Source organism: Roseicella frigidaeris (assembly GCF_003258945.1).
Classification (GTDB): Bacteria; Pseudomonadota; Alphaproteobacteria; order Acetobacterales; family Acetobacteraceae; genus Paracraurococcus; species Paracraurococcus frigidaeris.
In genome coordinates, this window is sequence record NZ_QLIX01000004.1 from 67,113 (window position 1) to 87,033 (window position 19,921).

Genomic DNA, 19,921 nt, shown 5'->3' on the forward strand with positions numbered 1-19,921 from the left:
AGCCGCCGGCTTCAATGCGCCGGCGCCTTCGGCCCGCCTGCCCCAGCCGGCAGGACCGCGAGCGTCACCTGGACCTCCCCCGCCCGCTCGAAGCGCAGCGTCACCGGCACCGTCTGGCCCTGGATCAGCGGCGCTAGCAGCCCGATCAGCATCAGGTGGAAGCCGCCGGGCTGCAGCGTGACGGTCTGCCCGGCCGGGATCTCCACCGCCGCCACCGGGCGCATGCGCAGGACATCGCCCTCCCGCACATGGGTGTGGATCTCGGTGACGCGCGCCGCCGGGGTGCTGGCGCCGATCAGCCGGTCCGCCGCCCCGCCCTGGTTGGCGATGGTCAGGAAGCCGGCGCCGGTGCCGCTCTGCCCGGCGGCGCGGGTCCAGGGCTCGGCGATGCGCAGGTCCCCCGCCTGCTGCGCCCGGGCCGCCAGCGGCAGCGCGGGGAGCAGGGCGGCGGCGAGGAGGCGGCGGCGCCGCAGGCCCGCGCCGCTCACCGCGGCACCAGGCGGATGGCCGGCGCCGGCCGGGCGAGGTCGTGCGCGGACTGGCCGGCGGCCGGCCGCTCCACCCAGCGATCGACCTTGCCGCCCTCGCAGCCCTGCACCACCGGTAGGGCCAGCACGCCATTCGGCTCGTTCGGCGCCTGCAGCAGCACGACGAACTCGTCGTACTGCGCATCCGGCAGCGGCCCGCCCTCCCAGGTGATGCGCGACACCGCGCTCTCCAGCTCGGCGCCATGCGGGCTGCGGACCGCCTCGGGCAGGCGCCGCCGCTCGATGCTGAGGCGCCAGCCCGGCTTGGGCATCGGCTTGGCCTCGTAGACCCCCTCCGGCAGCTCGAGCGAGAGGCGGGTGGTGGCGGCGCCGCCGCAGCCATGCGGCACGCCCAGCGCGGCGCGGACATAGCTGCCGGCCGGGGCCGCCACGGGGTCGACGGTGACATGCGCCCGGGCGGGCGCGATGGCCGGCAGGGCGCAGAGCGCGCCGGCAAGGGCAAGAGACAGTCGCATCAGGATCTCCGGGAGCCGGTCGCGCCTGTCGAGGCTGGCGTCGTCGGCCCGCTAGGGGTGGGGTGCGCAGGGCGCGCGGTGGGATGGGGCGGGCCCAGGGCCCGCGGCCCGCATGCCTCCGCCGGTCGGGCCGGGGGAGAGGCGGGCGATGTCAGCCGCGGGGCGGGCCCCGGGCCTGGGCCGCGGGCGGGACGGCCGGGGCGGGTTGCCGCGCCGCCGCCGGCGTGGGGGCGAGGCGCAGGGCGGCGGGAGGCCGCAGCCTCGCCTCCGGCACCGCCAGGGCGGGGCAGGCGAGCAGGCAGGCATCGCAATGCGCGGCCGGCGGCAGGGCCGGCGCCGCCGGATCGGGGGCGTGCCGCGGCCCGCCCGGGGCCGCGCAGATGGGCAGCAGCGCCGCCGCCGCGGGAACCGGCAGGTCCCGCAGCGGCGCCAGCAGCAGGGCCAGCGCGAGCAGCGCCCGCGCCGCGGGCTCAGGCCAGCTCATACTCCACTTCCGGGACATAGACGGCCGCATCCTTGCCCAGGCGGGAGGAATACAGGGTGAAGTGCTCGACCGCGACAGGGGGGGCGCGGAACAGGTTGTGCGCCTGCACGAAGGTGATCAGCTTCTCCGGCGCCGCCCGTTCGGTGCGGGCCAGGGTGACGTGCGGCGCGAAGCGCTTGCGCTCCGGCTGCAGCCCGATGCGTTGCAGCGCCGTCTCCACCTTGGTCTGCAGGAAGCCGAGCTGCTCGGTCTTCTCGACCCCGACCCAGAGCGTGTTGATTCGCCCGCCCTTCTCGAAGATGCCGACGCCGCGCAGCGACAGCTCGAAGGGCCGGGCGCGGATATTGGCCAGCGCGTCGTCCACCTCCTGCGCCTGCCAGCCCTCGACCTCGCCGATGAAGCGGAGCGTCAGGTGGTAATTCTCGGGCGGCACCCATTTCGCCCCGGGAATGCCGCCAGCGAGCATGGCGAGCTGGGCCTTGATGGCGGCCGGCAAGGCCAGGGCGACGAAGAGGCGGATCATGGGCGCTGTCTCCTCATCAATCGGGCGGGTGCACCGCCCGGTCCAGCAGGGTCTCGACGGCGGGCAGGATGCGCCGGACGATCTCCGCCACCCCCTGCCCGTTCGGATGGATGCCGTCCGGCTGGTTCAGCCCGGCATCGCCCGCGACCCCCTCCAGGAAGAATGGATAGAAAATTGTGTCTGGATATTCTCGCGCCAGCCCCTGGAAGACGGCCGCGAACTCCGCGCCATAGGCGGCGCCGAGATTGGGCGGCGCCAGCATCCCCGCCAGCAGCACCGGGATGCCGCGGGATTTGAGCCGGTCCAGGATGGCGGCGAGGTTCGCCCGGCTCGCCGCCGGCGGCAGGGCGCGCAGCCCGTCATTGCCGCCGAGCTCCAGGATCACCGCCTGCGGCGCATCGGCCAGTGCCCAGTCGAGCCGCGTCAGGCCGCCCGCCGTGGTATCGCCCGAGACGCCGGCATTGAGCACCTGCACGGCGCGGCCGCGCGCCGCGAGCGCCGCCTGCAATTGCGGCACGAAGCCCTGGTCCTGCGGCAGGCCGTAGCCCGCGGCCAGGCTGTCGCCGAGCACCAGCAGGCGCGGCGGAGCGGCGGCCCGGCCGCGGCGGGGTAACACTCCGAAACCGGCGAGGGCTGTTCCCAAGACGAGGCGGCGGCCATATCCAGCGGCACCCCGGAAATCCCTCGGCGCCATGGATGCCATCGCAAACAACTCCCGATCCCTGATCGAATCCGACGACTCCGCACCGCTCATCGCCGCCAGGGACCTGCAATTCAGGGTGGCGGGGGCGGCGGGCGAGGTCAACATTCTCCGCGGCGTGGCGCTCTCCGTCCGGCGCGGCGAGGCGCTCGGCCTCGTCGGCCCCTCCGGCTCGGGCAAGACCTCGCTGCTGATGCTGCTCGCCGGGCTGGAACGGCCGAGCGGCGGCAGCCTCAGCGTCGCCGGCCAGGACCTGACGCAACTCGACGAGGATGCGCTGGCGCGCTTCCGCCGCGCCCATGTCGGGATCGTCTTCCAGGCCTTCCACCTCATCCCGACCATGACGGCGCTCGAGAACGTGGCGGTGCCGCTCGAATTCGCCGGCCGGCGGGACGCCTTCGACCGCGCCGCGGCGGCGCTGGCGGCGGTCGGGCTCAGCCATCGGCTCGGGCACTATCCGGGCCAGCTCTCGGGCGGCGAGCAGCAGCGCGTCGCCCTGGCCCGCGCCACGGTGGCCGAGCCGCCGCTGCTGCTGGCCGACGAGCCGACCGGCAACCTCGACCGCGCCACCGGCGGTCAGATCATCGACCTGCTCTTCGACTTGCAGGCGCGGCTCGGCACCACGCTGCTGCTCATCACCCACGATCCGGCGCTCGCCGCGCGCTGCAGCCGCGTGGTGCGGATGGAGGATGGGCGGATCACCGAGGATGCAGCGCGCCGAACGACCCCGCCGCCATGACGTTTCCCGGGCATGGCCCCGAACCGGCCGTGGCGCCGACCTGCCGTGGCGAAGGAGTGACGACGATGCGACTGACCCTGCTGTTGCTGGCTGCCCTCAGCCTCTCGGGCTGCGGCCTGGTGGCGCTGCCCTTCCGGGTGACCGGCGACATCATCCAGGTGGTGCCGGTGGTCGGCAAGCCGCTCGGCGCGCCGGTGCACGCGATCGGCGACGCGATCGACTGACGGCCGGCGCCGCGGCGGCATCGGCGCGGGCCCGATTGGGCAGGGAGGGTCCGGAGCGCCCTTCACCCGATCAGGTGATTCCACCCGATCGGGATCTGCTCTGGAGCATTTCCCGCGAACTTCCGTTCACTGGAAATGCTCCAGGTATTTGTTTTTACGAGCATCTTCACCTGTCCGGATGAGGTCATCCGGACAGGATCTGCTCTAGCGCCGCACCTCCGCCTTGTCGCCGCGGCGCCGCTCGATGTCGCGCCAGCGCGCCACGTTGCGGTTGTGCTCCTCCAGCGTGCGGGCGAAGGCATGGCCACCGCTGCCATCGGCGACGAAATAGAGATCGTCGCTCGCCGCCGGCTGCGTCACCGCCCGCAGCGCGGCGGCGCCGGGGGCCGCGATCGGCGCCGGCGGCAGGCCACGGTTGCGATAGGTGTTGAAGGGATGGTCGCGCTCCAGGTCGGCGCGCGACAGCGGCCGGTCCAGCACCCCGCCCTCCGTCGCGGCATAGGCGACGGTGGGGTCGGATTGCAGCGGCATGCCGCGCTTCAACCGGTTGAGGAAGACGGCGGCGATGCGCGGCCGCTCCGCCGGCACCGCGGTCTCCCGCTCGACGATGGAGGCCAGCACCAGCGCCTCGCGCGGGCTGGCCAGCGGCAGGCCCTCGGCGCGCTCCGCCCAGGCGGTCTTCAGCGCCTGCGCCATCGCCGCCTGCGCCCGGCGCAGCAGCGCCCCGCGGTCGTCGCCCCACTGATAGGCATAGGTCTCGGGCAGCACGCTGCCCTCTTCCGGCGCGGCGGCCTCGCCGGTCATGCCGCTGGCCTCGCGCAGCACGGCGGTGATCTGGCGTGCCGTCAGCCCCTCCGGAATGGTGAGCCGATGCTGCACCGGCTTGGCGGTCCGCAGCACGGCGAGCACCTGCTCGAGCGAGGCATTGGCGGGGAAGGCGAATTCCGCGGCCCGCAGCGGCCCCTGGCCGCGCGTCGCCCAGGCGGCGGCGGTGAAGCTGCGGCCATCGGCGATGACGCCCGCCTGCAACAGCGAGGTGGCGATCGCCTCGGTGCCGCCGCGCGACACGACGACATTGGCCGGCGCGGCGAGCGGACCCGGCGCCCGATAGAGGCGCATCGCCTGCCAGCCGACGGCGCCGGCGACCAGCGCCAGCACCACGAGGCCAAGGGCGAGGCGGCGCAGCCAGCGCCTCATGGCGCGGCCCGAGATGCCACTCGGGGCGCCATTTGGGGCACCGCCCCACCGGGGCGGCCCGGCCGGATGGTCGGAAGGAGGGTCATCCCCGTCAGAACGCCCGGGAACCGGGATCGGCTCCATCGGAAACGTGCCGCCGCGCGAGGAAAGCGGCGATCCGTGAGCCGGACCGGGACCTATTCTCCCGCATGGAGAAAATCCCGGTCCCTGAGCCGCGGCGTCAGGGAGCGCCGCGGAAGACGATGCTCGCGTTGGTGCCGCCGAAGCCGAAGCTGTTGGACAGCGCGACCTCGATGCGGCGCGGCTGCGCCTGCTTCGCCACCCGGTCGATGGCGCTCTCGCGCGACGGGTTCTCGAGGTTCAGCGTCGGCGGCGCGACAGCGTCGCGGATGGCGAGCACCGAGAAGATGCCCTCCACCGCCCCGGCCGCGCCGAGCAGATGGCCGATCGCCGACTTGGTCGAGGACATGGCGAGCTTGCCGGCATCGCCGCCCCAGAGCCGCTCCACCGCGCCGAGCTCGAGATCGTCGCCGAGCGGCGTCGAGGTGCCGTGGGCGTTGACGTACTGCACCTCGGCCGGCGCCACGCCGGCGCTCTTCAGCGCCGCGCGCATCGAGCGGAAGGCGCCGTCGCCGGTATCGGAGGGCGCGGTGATGTGGTGCGCGTCGCCCGACATGCCGTAGCCGACCACCTCGCCATAGATCTTGGCGCCGCGACGCTTCGCATGCTCGAGCTCCTCGAGCACCATCACGCCCGCGCCCTCGCCCATGACGAAGCCGTCGCGGCCTTCGTCCCAGGGGCGGGAGGCCTGCTGCGGCGTGTCGTTGTAGCCGGTGGAGAGGGCGCGGGAGGCACAGAAGCCGGCCATGCCGAGCTCGCTGATCGCCGCCTCGGCGCCGCCGGCCACCATGACATCGGCATCGCCGAGGGCGATCAGCCGCGCCGCGTCGCCGAGCGCGTGCACGCCGGTCGCGCAGGCCGTCACCGCCGAGTGGTTGGGGCCCTTGAAGCCGTATTTGATCGAGACATGGCCGGAGGCCAGGTTGATCAGCGCGCTCGGGATGAAGAAGGGCGAGAGGCGCTTCGCCCGGCCCGAGGCGACGGTGAGCGAGGCCTCGTAGATGGTCTGCAGCCCGCCGATGCCGGAGCCGATCATGACGCCGGTGGCGCAGCGGCCTTCCTCATCCTCCGGCCGCCAGCCGGAATCCTCGACCGCCTCCGTCGCCGCCACGATGGCGAGCTGGATGAAGCGGTCCATTTTCTTCTGGTCCTTGACCGGGATCCATTCGGCGAGGTCGAGCCCGCCGGTCTCCCGCGTCCCAGACGGCACCTGGCCGGCGATCCTCGCCGGCAGGTCCTTGGTATCGAAGGACTGGATGGCGGAAATGCCGCTCTCGCCCGCGATCAGACGCTTCCAGACATGCTCCACGCCGAGTCCCAGCGGGCAGACCATGCCCATGCCGGTGACAACGACACGCCGCGGCGCGGCTCCGTTCGCGAACACGCTTGGCCTCTCCGTCCCTGTTCAGTCCCGACCCTGGTCAGGCCGCCTTCTGGCTGTCGATATAGGCGATCGCTTCCTTGACGGTCGTGATCTTCTCGGCGGCGTCGTCGGGGATCTCCACGCCGAAGGCCTCCTCGAAGGCCATGACCAGCTCGACCGTGTCGAGGCTGTCGGCCCCCAGATCGTCGATGAAGGAGGCATCCTCGGTGACCTTGGCCTCTTCGACGCCGAGGTGCTCGACAACGATCTTCTTAACTTTCTCGGCGGTATCGCTCATCGCCTGGTGCTCCTGATGGCGCGTGACTGGGCCCCGGCGGCACCCGTCAGGGCACCCCTAAAGAGGCGGGGGGCTTAACACGGAACCCTGAGCGGGCCTAGGCGGTGTTTGCAGGGCTGGCAAGCCCTCACGACGCGGCTCGCGAGCTCCGGAGCCGCGGCGGGAAGCCGCTCAGCGCGGCGGCGGCGCCACCGCCAGGGCGAGGCGCGCCAGCCCCATCATCGCCTCGATCGCCGCACCCGGCGTGGCCAGGCAGGCGAGCGAGGCGAGCAACGCCACATGCAGATCGCCCCCCTGGATCAGCACCGCCGGCGGCGCCGCCAGCGCCGCGGCACCGAGCAACCACCAGGGTCCTTCGGGCCAGGGCCCCCGGCGGGGCCGAGGCCGGGAAATCCGGGACCAGTCCACAGGTGCCATCAGCCGCCTCGCCGTCCGAAGGGTGATAGCGGCCGAGCCTAACGCAGGTTGCCTCGCGGACTCCCGAACAATCGTGCCGCGGCGACACAGGCTCTGGACCGCGCCCCGGCGGGACGGGCGCGCCGGGGCGGGCGCGCCGGCCCCGGGCGGCGTCAGAGCGCCCGGTTGGCCCGCGCCAGCACCGCCTCGAACAGCACCTGGCAGCCCGCCTCGGCCTCCTCCGGCTCGATGCTCTCCGCCTCGTTGTGGCTGAGCCCGTCCTTGCAGGGGGTGAAGATCATCGCCGTCGGCACGCTGCGCGCCACATAGACCGCGTCATGCCCGGCGCCCGAGACGATCTCCCGCGCCGGCAGGCCGAGCCGCGCCGCCGCCTGGCGGACCAGGTCGACGCAGCCGGCATCGAAGGGCTGCAGCGGGAAGCGGAACAGCTCGGTCAGCTCCAGCGGCAGGCCGCAATCGCGGGCGATGAAGCCGGCCTCGCGCGGGAATTGCGCCGCCAGCCGCTCGATCTCGGCGGTGTCCGGGTGGCGGAACTCGACGCTGAAGCGCACCTCGCCCGGCACCACGTTGCGGCTGTTGGGGATCACCTGCAGGAAGCCCACCGTGCCGCGCCCATCCTCGCCGCGGGCGCGCATCATGCGGTCCACCAGGTCGATGATGCGGGCGGCGCAGACCAGCGCGTCCTTGCGGGCGGAGGGCGGGGTGGTGCCGGCATGCGCGTCCTGGCCGAGGATGCGGGCATCCCACCAGACCTGCGCCTGGGCGCCGGTGACGATGCCGATCCGCTTGCCCTCCTGCTCCAGGATCGGGCCCTGCTCGATATGCAGCTCGAAATAGGCATCGGCCGGAAAGGGCTTCGCCGGCGCCTCGCCCTTGTAGCCGATGGCGGTCAGCGCCTGCTCGACGCTCACCCCGTCCACGTCCTGCAGGCCATAGACCTTGTCCAGCGGATAGACCCCGGCCCAGGCGCCGCTGCCCATCAGCGAATGGCCGAAGCGGCTGCCCTCCTCGTCGGTCCAGTTCACCAGCTCGATCGGCGCCTCGGTCTGGATGTTGAGGTCGTTCAGGCTGCGCATCACCTCGAGCCCGGCGATGACGCCGAGCGCGCCGTCGAACTTGCCGCCGGAGGGCTGGCTGTCGAGATGGCTGCCCATCAGCACCGGCAGGCGATCGGGGTCGCGCCCCTCGCGCCGGGCGAACATGTTGCCGATCGCATCCACCCGCACCGCCAGGCCCAGCGCCTCGCACCAGCTGCGGAAGCGCTCGCGTCCCGCCTTGTCCACCTCGGTGAGCGTCAGCCGCCGGACGCCGCCCTTCGGCGTGGCGCCGATCTCGGCCATGGCCATCAGGCTGTCCCATAGCCGCTTGCCGTCGATGCGCTGGTTGGTGCCGCTCATTGCCCGCCTGCCCGTCCCGGATGCCTGGTGCCGAAGGCGGGGGTCTAGGCAATTCCCGGGCCGTTGTGCAGCGCGAAAATCCGCGGCACCCTGGGCATCCTGGCCGGGGCCGCGCCCGCCCCTCCCGGCCGCGCTGCCGCTCAGGCCCTGACCAGCGGGCAGCCGCCCTGCGCCAGCGGCCGGAAGGCCTCCTCCGCCGGGGTGGTCTGCAGCAGCCGGTAATAGTCGAAGGGCCCCTTCGACTCCTCCGGCGGCTTCACCTCGAACAGATAGGCCGGGTGCAGCTTGCGCCCGTCCTCGCGGATGCGGCCGGGGCCGAAGGCGTCGTCATCCGTCGGCAGCGCCTTCATGCGGGCGACCGCCGCGGCGCCGCTGGCCTTGGCCGCCGGCACGCCCATCTCCTGCACCGCCTTCAGGTAGTGCAGGGTCGCGGCATAGGTGCCGGCATGGGTGCTGGCGATGCCGGGGGTGGGCCCGACCAGCCGGCGCAGCCGCGCGGTGAAGGCCCGGCTGCGGTCGTTGAGGTCCCAGTAGAAGCTCTCGGTCACGATCAGCCCCTGCGCCGTGCGCAGGCCGAGCGAATGCACCTCGGTGATGAAGAGCAGCAGCGAGGCGAGCTTCATGCCGCGCCGCGTCAGCCCGAACTCCGCCGCCTGCTTGACGCAATTGGTGGTGTCGGCCCCGGCATTGGCCAGGCCGATGACCTTGGCGTTGCTCGCCTGCGCCTGCAACAGGAAGGAGGAGAAGTCCTGCGTCCCCGGGAAGGGCGTGCGGACGCTGCCGAGCACCTTGCCGCCGGCCGCCTTGATGAAGCCGGTGGTGTCGCGCTCCAGCGCATGGCCGAAGGCGTAGTCGGCGGTGATGAAGTACCAGCTGTCGCCGCCCGCCCGCACCGTGGCGCCGCCGACCGAGTTGGCCAGCATCCAGGTGTCGTAGGTCCAGTGCACCATGTTGGGCGAGCAGCCCTTGCCCGTCATGTCCGAGCTGGCGGCGGAGCTGTTGAGATGGACCTTGTTCTTCTCCCGCACCAGGTCGTTCACCGCGAGGGCGACGGAGGAGGTGGCGACGTCGACCAGGCAATCCACGCCGTCGCGGTCGAACCACTGCCGGGCGATGCCGACGCCGACATCCGGCTTGTTCTGGTGGTCGGCGGCCAGCACCTCCACCGCGAAGCCGCGCGGGCCGAAATCCTGGATCGCCTGGCGCACCGCGGCGACGGAGACCTGGCCGGTGACGTCGCGATAGGTGCCGGACATGTCGACCGGCACGCCGAGCCGGATGGTGTTCTGCCCCTGCGCCCGGGCGCTGCGCCAGGGCAGGCCGGCCAGCGGCGCGGCCGCGGCCGCCCTCACGACGGCCCGGCGGTCGAGTTGGGTCATTGTCCTTGCCTCCCCGTGGCGGCGTCTTCGCTGCCGCTTGTTCGGGGAATGCTACCGGAACGGATCGCCGGAAGGCGAGCCCCGCTTGCGCTCAGTCGCCCCGGAACCACGCGCCGGAGGCGAGGACGCCCGCGATCAGCGTGCCATAGGCCACCAGCGCCAGGGCCAGCGCGGCGAAGACCCAGGTGAGGGAGCCGGTCAGGTGCAGCGCGGCGTAGCCACCGCCGACCGCGATCAGCAGCCGCAGCCCGCCCGCCAGCAGCGGCCAGAGCAGCCGCCCCGCCCCCTGCGAGGCGAAGTAGAGCGACAGGCCGAGCCCGAAGAAGCCATAGGCCGGGCCGACGATGCGCAGATAGGCCGCCCCCGTCTCGATCATCCGCGGATCGGCGCCGAACAGGCCGAGCCAGGCCTCGGGCCAGAGGGCGGCGGCGAGGCCGATCGCCTCGGTCAGCAGGAAGGCGAGCGCCCCGCCGGTCAGCGCGATGCGCAGCGCCCGCTCCCGCTGCCCGGCGCCGATATTGGTGCCGACCAGCGCGACCAGCGGCGCGCCGAGGCCGAAGACCAGCGGGATCAGCAGGTATTCCAGCCGGTTGCCGGTGCCGTAGCCGGCGATCGCATCGGGCCCGCCGGCGGCGCCGACCACGGCGGTGGTCAGCATCACCGTCAGCGTGGTCTGGAAGGTGGAGAGCGAGGCGACGGCGCCGACCTTCAGGATGTCGCGGAACAGCGCCGCGCGCAGCCGCACCGGCCGCAGCCGCGCGATGCTGCGGCCGCTGCACACCGCCCAGCCGAGCAGCGCCGTGGTGAGCAGCGAGGTCAGCACCACCGACCAGCCGGCGCCGGCGACGCCCAGCGCCGGCACCGGGCCGAGGCCGAAGATCAGCAGCGGCGAGAGCGGGATCAGCAGCAGCACGCCGAGCACGACGGCGAGCGAGGGCAGCAGCATGTTGCCGGTGCCGCGCAGCACGCTGGCGAAGGCGTTGTACAGCCAGACCAGCACGGCGCCGGCGAAGACCACGTTGGAATAGGCGAGCGCCGCCTCGAGCGAGGCGCCCTCGCCGCCGAGGCTGCGATAGAGCGCCGGGCCGAAGCCGAGGACGAGGCCGGAGAAGAGCAGGCCGAGCAGCCCGTTGATGATCAGCGCATGCAGCACCAGCGCATCGGCATCGGCGCGCCGGCCGCCGCCGAGCGCCCGGGCGATGGCCGAGGCGATGCCGCCGCCCATCGCCCCGCCCGAGAGCATCTGCATCATCATGAAGCCGGGGAAGACCAGCGCCATGCCGGCCAGCGCATCGGTGCCGAGATGCCCGACCCACCAGGTCTCGATCAGCCCGACCGAGGCCTGGGCCAGCATCACCAGCGTGTTCGGCCAGGCGAGGCGCAGCAGCACCGGCAGCGGCCGGCCCTGCAGCAGCAGGCGCGTGCGCGGGTCCAGGGCGGGCGTGGCGGCGGGGGGCGCCGGCCGGATGGGGGTGGCGGCGGTCATGGCCTCTCCTCGCCCGGCCCGGGACGGCGCCGCGCCAAGCGGCGGCGCATGCCCTCGCCGGCGGCCGGGCCGGGGGCGAGGGTAAAGTCGGCGCTGTCGATCGGCCTGAGGCTGGCGCGGTCGACCAGCAGCGGCTCGGCCGGCGCCCCGGTGCGGGCATCGACGATCTGCACCGCGGCGCCCTCCGGCGCGAAATGCCGGTTGCCCCAGGCGAGGAGCGCCAGCAGCACCGGGCGGAAATCCCGCCCGCGCGGGGTCAGGACGTAGTCGTGCCGCGGCGGGCGCTCGGAATAGGGGCGGCGCTCCAGCAGCCCGGCCTCGACCAGGGCATTGAGCCGCCGGGTCAGCATGTTCGGGGCGATGCCGAGGCTGGCCTGGAATTCATCGAAGCGGGTCATGCCGCCGAAGGCGTCCCGCAGGATCAGGATGCTCCACCACTCCCCCACCCTCTCCAGGGCGCGGGCGATCGGGCAGGGCATGTCGGCGAAGCCGGTGCGGCGCATGCCGGCAGGCTAGGCGGAGTCACTATCATCATGCAAGTGACTTCCCGCGCCGAGGGGCGCGCTGGCGCTCCCCTCCCCCGAGGGGGGACGGGAAGCGCCGGTCAGTCGAAGGCGACGGTCAGGTTCATCGGGAAGATGCCGAAGGCGGCGTCGAGGCGGAGCCGGCCCTCCTCCCCCGGCGCCCGGCGCAGCCCCGGCAGGCGCAGCACCGGCTTGCAGAGCTGCGGCAGCATCACCCGGTTCATGTGGATGCCGAAGCACTCGTGCTGGCCGAGGCCGAAATGCAGGCCGAGCGGGTCCGGCCGGTCGGTGCGGAATTCGCGCGGTGCCGGCACCCGGCGGCCATCCATCATGGCCGAGCGCGTCGCGGCCATGACGATGGTGCCGGCCCGGATGGTCCGCCCCCGCCAATGCCCCGCCGCCAGCCGGTGATCCTCGCGGCAGAGGCGGAACAGGCCCGGCGTCAGCGGCCGGAAGCGGGCCGCCTCGAAGACGATGCGGGCCAGCGCCTCCTCGTCATCCGCCCGCGCCGCCGCCTGCGCCGCGGCGAGTTCGCGCGGCCGGTCGAGCAGCAGGTCGAAGAGCTGCGGGACCAGCATCGGCGCCTGCGGCAGGGCGCCGACGACGAGGCCGATCAGGTTGTTGCGGATCTCGCGGTCGGTGAAGCCGGGCAGCCCCTGCTCCTGCAGGCGGAGGCAGCGTTCCAGCACGTCCTCCTGCGCGCCCCGCGCCCCGCGGCGGGCCGCGATCGCCGCCTCGACCCGGCCGCGCAGCGCCGCGGCGACAGGCTCGGCCGCGGCGTGGCGCGCCGGATCGTCGAGCGGGCTGGCGAACATGTAGCCGAACAGCGCCCGCGCCTGGTCCGAGGTCTCCCGCTCCGGCAGATCCGCCAGGCCGAAATAGGCGAGGTAGAGCCGCGTCGTCGCGGCCTGGGTGAGCTCCATGGCGAGGTCGAGGCGGCCGCGCGGCCGCGCCTGCTCGACCAGCCCGGCGGCCAGCCGCGCCGTCTCCGGCCCGATCCGCGCCCGCGCCTCGGCCGAGGGCGCGGTCAGGCGCATATTCGCCTTGTCGCGCCGCGCCTCCTCGGTGGCCGGCATGCCGAGGAAGATATTGCCGCCCTGCATGACGGTGGCGATCTTCGGCGCATAGGGCACGTCGAAGACATCGGGCCGGCGCAGCACCGCCTCGACATCCTCGGCGCGCGTCACCACCGCCCAGCGCTGGCCCTTCAGGCGGAAGCGAAGGATCGGCGCGACGGTGCGCAGGATGCGGAAGCCCAGATCCATGTGCCGCCGCAGCCAGGCGGCGATCCGCCCGCCGGGCTCGGGCGCCGGCGCCGGGGCGAGGTGGGCCGGCAGGGCCGCCGAGAGCTCGGTCATGTCGGGTCGATCTCCCCCATGGCGATCATGCGCAGCGCGGTCAGGCTCGGGATGAAGAAGTAGTCGCCGCCGCGCGTCTCGACGAATTGCGGCAGCTCCGCCGCGACATAGGGCAGCCGGCCCGAGGCCGGGTCGGCGGGGATGACGAAGCGCGTCGACTGCCCGCGGCTGCCGGTGATCGGGCAGGTGTCGTTGCCGGAATCGAGGTCGAGCCCGTACTGCATCCATTGCTGCTGCACGAACTCGAATTGCCGGAACAGGCTGGCGCAGAGCGCCATGATGAAGACGCCGTGCTCGTCCTCGTCGCGCGGCGTGGTCTCGCCATAGGGCAGGCCGCGACGGAGGATGCGCCGCCGGTTGGTCAGCGTCGAGGCGGTGCAGCCATCCTTCGGCGCCGGGTCCAGCATGTCGCGCGGGTTGGCGCGCCGGACATGCGAACCCAGCGGGCAGCGCATGCCTTCCGGGTCGTCGCCGTAGCGGTAGTCGGCGACCTCCCGGTTGAAAGTGGCGAGCTGCCGCTTCGCCGCCAGCGCCTCGGCGGCGGTCAGCGGCTGGCCGCGCTGCTGCTTCAGCAGCAGCGGGAAGCGGTCCAGCACCGCCAGCATCTCGGCATGGGTCGGCGCCAGGATCAGCGGCACGCCGCTCGACCAGCGGCCGACCATCTTGGCGCGCAGCGTCTCCCGCGCCACCTCCGGCGTCGGCAGCCCGGCGACGCGCTGGAACACCGCCGCATGCCGCTCGATCGCCGCGGCGAAGCGGCCGGTGTTCTGGTGCAGCTTGCGCAGCGCCATGAAGGTGCCGTTGCGCATGAAGCCATAGGGCACGCTGCTGCGCGCCAGCTCCTGCCCCTCGCTCGGATGGCCGAGCAGGAACTCGCCGGTGGCCAGCGGCTCCCAGCGGCGGGGCACGCCGGGCGGGCTGGCGAGCAGCTTGCCGGCGCCGGTCGCGGCCCCGGCATCCTCCTCCAGCACCCCCTGCCCGGCGAAGACCGGGTCGGAAATGCCGTCGGTGAAGCCGAAATGCTCCTTCGCCGTCGGCACCAGCCGGCCGCTCTCCGGGTCGCGCGCCATGATCGCGGCGCTGTCCTGCCACAGCCCGGCGCCGTCGCGGCCATGCCCCTCCAGCAGCAGCACTTTGCCGCCGGCGCGCCAATGCGCGACGAGGGATTGCAGCCAACGGGTCCAGCGCTCCAGCGCCTCGACCGGCCCGCCATCGCTCTCCCGCGCTTGGGCGCAGAGGCCGATCCAGACATGCACGCGCCGCTCGCGCCGCGCCACCCCCTCGCGCCAGACCGGGTCCCAGCACGCCGGATCGTTGTCGCCGAGATCGCCGAGGACGTGCTTGCGGCGGGCCATGCCCTCGATGAACTCATCCGGCATCTGCCGCAGCGTCGCGGTCGGCAGGCCGAGGGCCGCGAGGCCGGTCCAGGTGAAGGCGATGTTGAGCGCGACCGGCGGTTTCGGCCGCAGCCCGTCCGCGCCCGGCACGCGGCTGCTCGCCCAGGGCTCGGCGGTGGTGACCTGCGGCCGGATCTGGTCGACGAACCAGCGCCCCGCCGCGCTGCCGCCCTCGGCGATGTGGAACAGGAAATAGCGGGCATAGGGGAAGCCGTAGCGCCCATAGGGGCGGTGGATGTTGCCCTGGATGTCGGGCAGGTCGAGCCGGCGCGCGCCGCCCGGCGGCGGCGCGCCGCGGCGCAGGGCGGCCGGCATGGCCGGTTCGCCCTGCCAATGGCCCGGCGTGGCGGTGTCGTCCTTCGGCATGGCTCAGGCTCCCGGCGGCAGGATCTTCTCCGGCAGGCAGATCAGGCCCGGCGCCTGGCTCGGCGCCGCGATCTCCGCCGGCCGGTGCCGGGCGAGGAAGCGGCTGAACCCGGCATGCAGGGCCTCCGGCGTCGCATCCTGCGCGGCGATGACGAAATCGGCGAAATGCTGCTGCAGGTAGAGCGCCTTCAGCACCTCGGGCAGCGAGGCGCTGCGCTGCAGCGGCGCGGCGCCGAGCGCCAGGGCGCGGCGCCAGAACCGCTGCAGGACGAACCAGGCGGCGCCGAGCGCCAGCACCAGGAGCAGGAGGCTCCCGAGCAGCAGCCCGACGGCGATGCGCGGCAGCGCCCCGCCCGCGATCAGCGCGACGACGAGGGCGAGGAGCAGCGCGGCGCCCCAGGCATAGGCGAGGCGGGGCAGGAGCTGGCGCAGGCGGCGGAGCCTGTCGAGCGGCAGCGGCAGGACATCCTGCAGCCGCAGCCGCTGCGGCTCCGCCGGGTAGTAGTCGTTGAAGGGCATGGTCGTCTCGACCTGGCAGCGCCGGATGTAGTCGAAGAAGCCCTCGGCCCCGGTCACCGCCTCGAAGCCGTGGCAGGCGCCGAAGACGGCCTCCAGCTCGGGGCGCATGGTCTGCCAGAGCGTGTCGGTGTAGCGCCGCAGCGAGGTCTCGCTGCCATCCTCGGCGTCGAACTCGGCGGCGAAGAGCAGATAGGGCATCGGCAGCCGGTCCACCCGCTGCTGCACCAGCGGGTCGGCGCCGGCGAAGCGGTCGAGCAGCGCATCGCCGGATTCGCGGCCGTTGTAGGGCAGGTCGTCGATCAGCACGAAGCGGGCGAGATGCGTCATGCGGCTGCGCGCGAAGGGGCTCCCCGGCGCGCGGCCGCGGGAATTCGCCGTGGTCTCGGATTGCGGCAGCCGCGCCAGGGCCTCGAGCAGGCGCTGACGGTGGGATTCCGCCTGCCCCTCGCCCAGCGGCGCGTCGCGGCCGGCGCGCACCGGCGCGAGGACGGTGAGGAAATAGTGCCCGGCGTCGAAATTCGGCATCGCCCGCTCCTATGGCGCGTCGGCCGGCGCCGGCACCCGCCAGTCGGCGGCCTGGCTCTGGTCGAGATAGGCGGCGCGGTCCCTGTCGGCGCTTTCCGCCGCGACCGAGGCGGAGGGCGCGTAGCCATGGCTGCCGAGGCAGTTCTGCAGCCCCTCCTCCACCAATTGCCGGCGATATTCCGCGGCGAAGGCCGCCGGATCGCCCTTCGCATGCACCGCCGTCAGCGCGGCGAGGCCCTGGGCCAGCCGCAGGGCCCGCTTGATGTCGCGCTGCGCCGCGCCGGGCGTGGCGTTGTAGTAGTAGTTGGTGTCGATCTGGTTGCGGGCGATGTAGGCCTTGAACTCGCCGACCGGGATCGAGCGCGGATACTTGCTGCTGGTGTACCAGAAGAGGTCGAGGCCATCCGGCAGCCCGTCGGCGAAGGCGTCGATGTACTGGTCCCAGGTGCCGTTGAAATTGCTCAGGAAGAGCATGGCGTCGTGTTGCAGGTGCGGCCGGCCCTGGCCGAGATCCGGCCAGGCGTCGCGCGGGATGACGACCCAGCGCGCGAAGTGGATCAGCCGCAGGCCGAGCAGCCGTCCGAGCTGCGAGGGACGGCAGCGCGACAGCATGAAGAACAGCACCTGCAAGCCCGGCCGCGTCGGCAGCCAGCGCCATTGCGGCAGCCAGCTCCAGCGACGCCGGATGGGCGTCAGCACGTTCATCGCATAGGCCTTGCCGGCGATATTCGACATCCGGGCCTCCTGCCCGCGGCAGCGCCGCGCGGCAGGGACCGTGCCGCCGCAGCGCGCGATGCCGCAAGGGCTGAATTCGGGAATCCTGTGCGCATGCGCACAGGCCCGCCGCGCCCGCCTTCAGCGCGGCCCGGGCTGCTCCGCGGTGCTCGCCGCCGCCTCGCCCGGCTTCGCCGCGGCGGCGATGAAGCCGTGCGCCAGCGCGTGATAGACGCCCTCGGCGCAGAGCAGGCGCGAGGCCTGCGAGCCGATGATCGCCGCGGCCATCAGCGGGATCACCATGGCATGGTCGTTGGTCATCTCGGTGACGATGACGAAGGCGGTGATCGGCGCCTGCACCACGCCGGCGAAGTAGGCGACCATGCCGAGCAGCACCATGGCGTTCAGGGCGACATCCGGGAACAGCGTGGCGAGGTTGAAGCCGAGCCCGGCGCCGACGGCCAGCGAGGGCGCGAAGATGCCGCCCGGGATGCCGCTGATGGCGGCGAGGATGGTCGCGCCGAATTTCAGCAGGGCGAAGGATTGCGTCAGCGGCGCGCCGTCATCGACCAGCGCCCGCACCTCGCCGTAGCTGGTGCCGTAGACCATGTCGCCCGAGGCGAGGCCGCAGAGCGCGGTACCGAGGCCGCAGAGCATGGCGAAGCGGACGGGATGGCGGCGGATGGCCCGTCCGGCGGCGCCGGGCAGGCCGCGCGCCACCTCGACCAGGATGCGGCTGAAGGCGCCCCCGAGCAGCCCGCCGGCGAGGCCGCAGACCGGCACGGCGAGCCAGCCCGCGGCGCCCTGCAGCGTCGCCGTGGTGGTGCCGAAATAGGTATAGTTGCCGAGCAGCGCGAGCGAGGTGAGGCCGGCGGTGATGATGGCGACGATGAGCAGCCCGCTCGACTTCACCTCGAAGGCGCGGCCCATCTCCTCGATGCCGAAGACGATGCCGGCGAGCGGCGTGTTGAAGGCGGCGGCGACGCCGGCCGAGGCGCCGGCCAGGATCAGCCCGGGCTGGCGCCGCGGCGAGAGCCGGCCGATGGCGAACATGATGGAGGCGCCGACCTGCACCGTCGGCCCCTCGCGCCCGACCGAGGCGCCGCAGAGCAGGCCGAACAGGGTCAGCAGGATCTTGCCGACCGCGATGCGCAGGGAGACCAGCGAGGCCCGCGCCGACTGGCTCAGCAGCTTGCGGGCGGCGATCGCCTGCGGGATGCCGCTGCCGCCGGAGCCCGGGAAGTAGCGCCGCGCCAGCCAGACGGAGAGCCCCATGCCGAGCGGCGTGACGAGCAGCGGCGCGTAGCGCGAGCGCGCGAGCAGCGCCTGGAAGGCCTCCTGCGCAAGGTCGGCGAGCAGGGCCAGCGCCACCGCCGCGGCGCCGACCACGATGCCGCCGAGCAGGAAGACCGCCTGCCGCTGGGTGCGTGCCGAATGCAGCCGGAGGCGCCGCGCGGAAGGGAAGGATCGAGGCCGCATCGCACCCTGTCTGGATCGGGGTCTGGATCGGGGCGGCCGGGCGGGCGGCGCCCCGGCGCGCATCACCGCCAGGCGCGGTCGCATCGGCGACCGCCCGCGGGAGCCACCCCACGGGCCGCGCCGCCGCGCGCCGCACCGTCCCCGCCGTGCCGGCCCGCGGCGGGCGTCCGGCGAGGCTAGGGCAGATCCCGGCGGGAGGGAATCCGCCCGGCCGGGCGGTGATGCCCCCTGGACGCCCGCCTCCCGGCCGCGGCCGTGCCCCTGCGCGCGGCGGGCGCCGCCCCGCGGTTTCCCCCACCGCGCCGGCATGGCACAGTCTCGTCCCCTCGCAGCAACGCCGCCGCCGGACGCGCCGCCGTCCCCGGAGAGGAGTGCCCGCATGTCGTCTCCCCCGCCATCCGGCCTCGAGATCGGCTTCCTGCTGTTTCCCCGCCTCACCCAGCTCGACTTCACCGGCCCCTTCGAGGTGCTGAGCCGGCTGCCCGGGGCGCGGGTGCGGACGCTGTGGAAGGAGGCGGGGCCGGTGCGGGCGGATACCGGCCTGACCATCCTCGCCGACACCGCCCTCGCCGATTGCCCGCCCCTCGACCTGCTCTGCGTCCCCGGCGGGCCCGGCGTGGCGCCGCTGATGGAGGATGCGGCGGTGCTGGCCTTCCTCCAACGGCAGGCCGCCGGGGCGCGCTGGATCACCTCGGTCTGCACCGGCGCGCTGGTGCTCGGCGCGGCCGGGCTGCTGCGCGGCAAGCGGGCGACCACGCATTGGGCGAGCCATGACCTCCTCGCCGCCCTCGGTGCCGAGCCGGTGCGGGCGCGGGTGGTGCGCGACGGCCGGCTGGTGACCGGCGGCGGCGTGACGGCGGGGATCGACTTCGCCCTGGCGCTGCTCGCCGAGCTCGCCGGGCCGGAGACGGCGCAGGCGGTGCAGCTGCAGATCGAATACGCGCCCGACCCGCCCTTCACGGCCGGCGAGCCGGCGACCGCGCCGCCCGCGGTGCTCGAGGCCGCCCGGCAGCGCGGCGCGGCGATGCGGGCGGAGCGGGAGGCGCTGGTCGCCCGGGTCGCCGCCCGCCTCGCCGTCGCCTGACCCGCCGCGGTGCCGGCGGAGGCGGAGCCACCGGAGGAGGGCTCGAAGGAGGGCCCCAAGGAGGCCCCTAATGAGGAAAGGGCGCTGCGCCGGCCGGCGCGGCTGCTGCTGCTCGGCCTCGGCTATCTCTGCCTGGCGCTGGCGGCGATTGGCGTGGTGGTGCCGGGGATGCCGACCACCGTCTTCCTGATCGGCGCCGCCGCGGCCTTCGGCCGCGCCTCGCCGGCGCTGCGGGCGAAGCTGCGGGCGCATCCGCGCTTCGGCGCCACGTTGCGGCATTGGGAGGATCATGGCAGTATCGCCCCGGGTGCCAAGCGGGCGGCGCTGATCGGCATGGGGCTCGGCTGGCTGATGCTGACCCTGCTGCTGCGCCGGCCGCTGGTCTCGGCGCTGGTCGGGGCCTGCATGGTGGCGGTGGCGGCCTATATCCTCACCCGGCCCTCCGGCCCGCAGCCGGCCGGCCATGGCGAGCCATAGCACTAGCGAGGGTCTCCCCCGCGCCGCACGCGGGCCATGGCAACAGAACGAAACGCGCAAATTGCCGCCGGCCGGTCCACATTGAGGTGGCAGGGTCGCCCGGAAGGCGGCCCTTTTCCCGCTTGAGCCCCTTTTGCAGAACGGCCCC

The 19,921-nt window shown here is 73.7% G+C and carries 22 protein-coding genes; 4 read left to right on the forward strand and 18 right to left on the reverse strand.

Going from position 1 to position 19,921, the window contains the following annotated elements; genetic code table 11:
• Positions 1–11: 11 nt before the first annotated feature.
• The 5 genes from DOO78_RS07595 to DOO78_RS07615 all read right to left on the reverse strand — a co-directional run bounded on the left by DOO78_RS07595 (position 12) and on the right by DOO78_RS07615 (position 2,626).
• Entirely contained in the window at positions 12–488 is a 477-nt protein-coding gene (locus DOO78_RS07595) for a copper chaperone PCu(A)C (protein ID WP_243634446.1), read from the reverse strand.
• Positions 485–1,003 carry a YcnI family protein gene (locus DOO78_RS07600; RefSeq protein ID WP_111469149.1) on the reverse strand — a complete coding sequence of 173 codons (519 nt, stop codon included), beginning with the start codon at positions 1,001–1,003 and terminating at the stop codon, positions 485–487. Before DOO78_RS07600 ends, DOO78_RS07595 begins: the two co-directional genes overlap by 4 nt.
• 151 nt (positions 1,004–1,154) lie before the next feature.
• Entirely contained in the window at positions 1,155–1,487 is a 333-nt protein-coding gene (locus tag DOO78_RS07605) for a hypothetical protein (RefSeq protein ID WP_111469150.1), read from the reverse strand.
• The gene (gene thpR, locus DOO78_RS07610) at positions 1,474–2,010 is read right to left on the reverse strand and encodes an RNA 2',3'-cyclic phosphodiesterase (protein WP_207802824.1); all 537 of its coding nucleotides are present in this window, start codon (positions 2,008–2,010) and stop codon (positions 1,474–1,476) included. The genes DOO78_RS07605 and thpR overlap by 14 nt, the downstream gene beginning before the upstream one ends.
• A 16-nt stretch (positions 2,011–2,026) precedes the next feature.
• Positions 2,027–2,626: an arylesterase gene (locus DOO78_RS07615; protein ID WP_243634447.1), complete on the reverse strand. Its 600-nt coding sequence runs from the start codon at positions 2,624–2,626 to the stop codon at positions 2,027–2,029.
• A gap of 76 nt (positions 2,627–2,702) precedes the next feature.
• On the opposite strand from DOO78_RS07615, the gene DOO78_RS07620 reads away from it, so the two are divergent.
• Together DOO78_RS07620 and DOO78_RS07625 are read left to right on the forward strand one after the other, a co-directional pair.
• Complete coding sequence (locus tag DOO78_RS07620) at positions 2,703–3,449, forward strand: ABC transporter ATP-binding protein (RefSeq protein ID WP_111469152.1); 747 nt, start codon at positions 2,703–2,705, stop codon at positions 3,447–3,449.
• A 65-nt stretch (positions 3,450–3,514) separates the two neighbouring features.
• Positions 3,515–3,673 carry a DUF6726 family protein gene (locus tag DOO78_RS07625; RefSeq protein WP_111469153.1) on the forward strand — a complete coding sequence of 53 codons (159 nt, stop codon included), beginning with the start codon at positions 3,515–3,517 and terminating at the stop codon, positions 3,671–3,673.
• A gap of 204 nt (positions 3,674–3,877) precedes the next feature.
• On the opposite strand, the gene mltG is transcribed toward DOO78_RS07625, so the two are convergent.
• From mltG to DOO78_RS07685, 13 genes are all read right to left on the reverse strand, one after another.
• Positions 3,878–4,870: an endolytic transglycosylase MltG gene (gene mltG / locus DOO78_RS07630; RefSeq protein WP_111469154.1), complete on the reverse strand. Its 993-nt coding sequence runs from the start codon at positions 4,868–4,870 to the stop codon at positions 3,878–3,880.
• 220 nt (positions 4,871–5,090) lie between these two features.
• The gene (gene fabF, locus DOO78_RS07635; protein ID WP_279387775.1) at positions 5,091–6,374 is read right to left on the reverse strand and encodes a beta-ketoacyl-ACP synthase II; all 1,284 of its coding nucleotides are present in this window, start codon (positions 6,372–6,374) and stop codon (positions 5,091–5,093) included.
• Positions 6,375–6,411: 37 nt separating this feature from the next.
• Positions 6,412–6,651, reverse strand: coding sequence for an acyl carrier protein (locus DOO78_RS07640; protein ID WP_111469156.1), 240 nt, complete (start codon positions 6,649–6,651; stop codon positions 6,412–6,414).
• Positions 6,652–6,822: 171 nt separating this feature from the next.
• Positions 6,823–6,993: a hypothetical protein gene (locus tag DOO78_RS27425; protein WP_165838780.1), complete on the reverse strand. Its 171-nt coding sequence runs from the start codon at positions 6,991–6,993 to the stop codon at positions 6,823–6,825.
• Between the two features lie 227 nt (positions 6,994–7,220).
• The gene (locus DOO78_RS07645; protein ID WP_111469157.1) at positions 7,221–8,465 is read right to left on the reverse strand and encodes a Zn-dependent hydrolase; all 1,245 of its coding nucleotides are present in this window, start codon (positions 8,463–8,465) and stop codon (positions 7,221–7,223) included.
• A gap of 140 nt (positions 8,466–8,605) precedes the next feature.
• Complete coding sequence (locus tag DOO78_RS07650; RefSeq protein ID WP_111469158.1) at positions 8,606–9,844, reverse strand: ABC transporter substrate-binding protein; 1,239 nt, start codon at positions 9,842–9,844, stop codon at positions 8,606–8,608.
• A 91-nt stretch (positions 9,845–9,935) separates the two neighbouring features.
• Positions 9,936–11,330 (reverse strand): MATE family efflux transporter, encoded by a 1,395-nt coding sequence (locus tag DOO78_RS07655; protein WP_111469159.1) that lies wholly within the window; start codon positions 11,328–11,330, stop codon positions 9,936–9,938.
• A complete protein-coding gene (locus tag DOO78_RS07660; RefSeq protein WP_111469160.1) occupies positions 11,327–11,833 on the reverse strand; it encodes a winged helix-turn-helix transcriptional regulator in 507 nt (168 codons plus the stop codon). The genes DOO78_RS07655 and DOO78_RS07660 overlap by 4 nt, the downstream gene beginning before the upstream one ends.
• 101 nt (positions 11,834–11,934) lie before the next feature.
• Entirely contained in the window at positions 11,935–13,212 is a 1,278-nt protein-coding gene (locus tag DOO78_RS07665; RefSeq protein ID WP_111469161.1) for a cytochrome P450 family protein, read from the reverse strand.
• A complete protein-coding gene (locus tag DOO78_RS07670) occupies positions 13,209–14,975 on the reverse strand; it encodes a Dyp-type peroxidase (RefSeq protein WP_207802825.1) in 1,767 nt (588 codons plus the stop codon). Before DOO78_RS07670 ends, DOO78_RS07665 begins: the two co-directional genes overlap by 4 nt.
• 3 nt (positions 14,976–14,978) lie before the next feature.
• Positions 14,979–16,019 carry a hypothetical protein gene (locus DOO78_RS07675; protein ID WP_111469162.1) on the reverse strand — a complete coding sequence of 347 codons (1,041 nt, stop codon included), beginning with the start codon at positions 16,017–16,019 and terminating at the stop codon, positions 14,979–14,981.
• 9 nt (positions 16,020–16,028) lie between these two features.
• Positions 16,029–16,754: a hypothetical protein gene (locus DOO78_RS07680; protein ID WP_111469163.1), complete on the reverse strand. Its 726-nt coding sequence runs from the start codon at positions 16,752–16,754 to the stop codon at positions 16,029–16,031.
• Positions 16,755–16,874: 120 nt separating this feature from the next.
• Positions 16,875–18,212, reverse strand: coding sequence for a chloride channel protein (locus DOO78_RS07685; protein WP_111469164.1), 1,338 nt, complete (start codon positions 18,210–18,212; stop codon positions 16,875–16,877).
• Positions 18,213–18,591: 379 nt separating this feature from the next.
• Here DOO78_RS07685 and DOO78_RS07690 point away from each other — a divergent pair, with 379 nt between their 5' ends.
• Positions 18,592–19,296 carry a DJ-1/PfpI family protein gene (locus tag DOO78_RS07690; RefSeq protein WP_111469165.1) on the forward strand — a complete coding sequence of 235 codons (705 nt, stop codon included), beginning with the start codon at positions 18,592–18,594 and terminating at the stop codon, positions 19,294–19,296.
• Between the two features lie 9 nt (positions 19,297–19,305).
• Entirely contained in the window at positions 19,306–19,773 is a 468-nt protein-coding gene (locus tag DOO78_RS07695; protein WP_207802826.1) for a YbaN family protein, read from the forward strand.
• Positions 19,774–19,921: the final 148 nt, after the last annotated feature.

Bases quoted from the DNA above. Each gene is read 5' to 3' on its own strand.
- DOO78_RS07690 (WP_111469165.1), top strand. From the start codon at position 18,592: ATGTCGTCTCCCCCGCCATCCGGCCTCGAGATCGGCTTCCTGCTGTTT.
- DOO78_RS07605 (WP_111469150.1), bottom strand. From the start codon at position 1,487: ATGAGCTGGCCTGAGCCCGCGGCGCGGGCGCTGCTCGCGCTGGCCCTG.
- DOO78_RS07685 (WP_111469164.1), bottom strand. From the start codon at position 18,212: ATGCGGCCTCGATCCTTCCCTTCCGCGCGGCGCCTCCGGCTGCATTCG.
- DOO78_RS07625 (WP_111469153.1), top strand. From the start codon at position 3,515: ATGCGACTGACCCTGCTGTTGCTGGCTGCCCTCAGCCTCTCGGGCTGC.
- DOO78_RS07675 (WP_111469162.1), bottom strand. From the start codon at position 16,019: ATGCCGAATTTCGACGCCGGGCACTATTTCCTCACCGTCCTCGCGCCG.
- DOO78_RS07655 (WP_111469159.1), bottom strand. From the start codon at position 11,330: ATGACCGCCGCCACCCCCATCCGGCCGGCGCCCCCCGCCGCCACGCCC.
- DOO78_RS07640 (WP_111469156.1), bottom strand. From the start codon at position 6,651: ATGAGCGATACCGCCGAGAAAGTTAAGAAGATCGTTGTCGAGCACCTC.
- DOO78_RS07665 (WP_111469161.1), bottom strand. From the start codon at position 13,212: ATGACCGAGCTCTCGGCGGCCCTGCCGGCCCACCTCGCCCCGGCGCCG.
- DOO78_RS07650 (WP_111469158.1), bottom strand. From the start codon at position 9,844: ATGACCCAACTCGACCGCCGGGCCGTCGTGAGGGCGGCCGCGGCCGCG.
- DOO78_RS07660 (WP_111469160.1), bottom strand. From the start codon at position 11,833: ATGCGCCGCACCGGCTTCGCCGACATGCCCTGCCCGATCGCCCGCGCC.
- DOO78_RS07670 (WP_207802825.1), bottom strand. From the start codon at position 14,975: ATGCCGAAGGACGACACCGCCACGCCGGGCCATTGGCAGGGCGAACCG.
- thpR (WP_207802824.1), bottom strand. From the start codon at position 2,010: ATGATCCGCCTCTTCGTCGCCCTGGCCTTGCCGGCCGCCATCAAGGCC.
- mltG (WP_111469154.1), bottom strand. From the start codon at position 4,870: ATGAGGCGCTGGCTGCGCCGCCTCGCCCTTGGCCTCGTGGTGCTGGCG.
- DOO78_RS07680 (WP_111469163.1), bottom strand. From the start codon at position 16,754: ATGTCGAATATCGCCGGCAAGGCCTATGCGATGAACGTGCTGACGCCC.
- DOO78_RS07645 (WP_111469157.1), bottom strand. From the start codon at position 8,465: ATGAGCGGCACCAACCAGCGCATCGACGGCAAGCGGCTATGGGACAGC.
- DOO78_RS07600 (WP_111469149.1), bottom strand. From the start codon at position 1,003: ATGCGACTGTCTCTTGCCCTTGCCGGCGCGCTCTGCGCCCTGCCGGCC.
- DOO78_RS07620 (WP_111469152.1), top strand. From the start codon at position 2,703: ATGGATGCCATCGCAAACAACTCCCGATCCCTGATCGAATCCGACGAC.